Raw genomic sequence first — 1,556 nt, 5'->3', positions numbered from 1 at the left:
CCGCCGTCCTGGCCTTCGGCGACCTGGAGATCGACACCGAGGGCATGGAGGTCCGCCGCGCCGGCGCACCCGTCGCGCTCACCCCCACCGAGATGCGGCTCCTGCTGGAGTTCTCCTCCGCGCCCGGCACCGTCCTCACCCGCGACCAACTGCTCGAACGCGTCTGGGACTACGGCTGGGGCGGCGACACCCGGGTCGTCGACGTCCACGTACAGCGGCTGCGCGCCAAGGTCGGCCAGCAGCACATCGAGACCGTGCGCGGCTTCGGCTACAAGCTGAAGGGCTGACCCGCTTGCCGTACCGCCTGCCCCGACCCCGCCGCACCTCCGGCGTGCGGTTCGGGCTGCGCTGGCGCCTCAGCGTCGCCATCGCCGCCGTCAGCGCCCTCGTCGCCCTCGTCCTCAGCCTGATCATCTACAACGCCACCCAGGTGTCGATGATCAACAGCAGCCGGGACGTGCAGGACGAGCGGCTGCAGTCCGCCCAGCGCATCTACGAGTCCACCGAACGCCTCGCCCTCGGCGCCGTGCTCAACGACCCCGACCTGCCCGCCCCGCTGCGCGCCGCCGTCGAACGCGGCGAACGCGCCACCTACGTCAGCCACGACGGCGGCGACGCCCCCGACGTCTGGGCCGCCACCCCGCTCCCCGACGGCGGCGTCCTCTCCCTGCACTCCCGCTTCACCGACCGCTACTCCGTACTCGCCGAACTCGACCAGACCCTCATCCTCGGCTCCCTGTCCGTCGTCGCCGGCGGCACCGCCCTCGGCGTCCTCATCGGCGGCCGCCTCTCCCGCCGCCTCCGCAAGGCCGCCACAGCCGCCGCCCGGGTCGCCGAAGGCGACGCCGACGTCCGCGTACGCGAGGCCATCGGCGGCCGCGCCCGCGACGAGACCGCCGAACTCGCCCGCGCCATCGACGCCATGGCCGACGCCCTCCAGGCCCGGCTCGAAGCCGAACGCCGCGTCACCGCCGACATCGCCCACGAACTGCGCACCCCCGTCACCGGGCTGCTCGCCGCCGCCGAACTGCTCCCCGAAGGCCGTCCCGCCGAACTCGTCCGTGACCGCGCGCAACTCCTGCGCACCCTCGTCGAGGACGTCCTGGAAGTCGCCCGGCTCGACGGCGCCGCCGAACGCGCCGAACTCCAGGAGATCGCACTCGGCGAGTTCGTCTCCCGCCGCGTCCGCACCTTCGCCCCCGACGCCGAGGTCCGCGTCGTCAACGACGCCGTTGTCACCACCGACCCGCGCCGCCTCGAACGCATCCTCGGCAACCTCCTCGCCAACGCCGCCCGCCACGGCGAGCCGCCCGTCGTCGTCGACGTCGACGAACGACTCATCCGCGTCCGCGACCACGGCCCCGGCTTCCCCGCCGAACTCCTCGCCGAAGGCCCCAGCCGCTTCCGCACCGGCACCTCCGACCGCGCCGGCCGAGGCCACGGCCTCGGCCTCACCATCGCCGCCGGCCAGGCCCGAGTCCTCGGCGCCCGCCTCACCTTCCGCAACGCGAACGGCGCCGCCGGCGGCGCCGTGGCCGCCCTCCGCCTCCCCACCC

At 74.7% G+C, this 1,556-nt stretch carries 2 protein-coding genes; both read left to right on the top strand.

What is annotated here, in order from left to right:
• A partial coding sequence (locus GL263_RS26245) for a winged helix-turn-helix domain-containing protein (RefSeq protein WP_182858224.1) occupies positions 1–287 on the top strand: 287 nt, incomplete at its 5' end.
• The coding region (locus tag GL263_RS26240; RefSeq protein WP_438948008.1) for a sensor histidine kinase at positions 176–1,556 on the top strand (1,381 nt) is incomplete at its 3' end. The genes GL263_RS26245 and GL263_RS26240, both read left to right, overlap by 112 nt.

The sequence above is a fragment of the Streptomyces durbertensis genome, from assembly GCF_014156695.1.
Taxonomy (GTDB): domain Bacteria; phylum Actinomycetota; class Actinomycetes; order Streptomycetales; family Streptomycetaceae; genus Streptomyces; species Streptomyces durbertensis.
The sequence above is the reverse complement of the archived record's forward strand: the minus strand, read 5'-3'. Positions and strand labels throughout refer to the sequence as shown.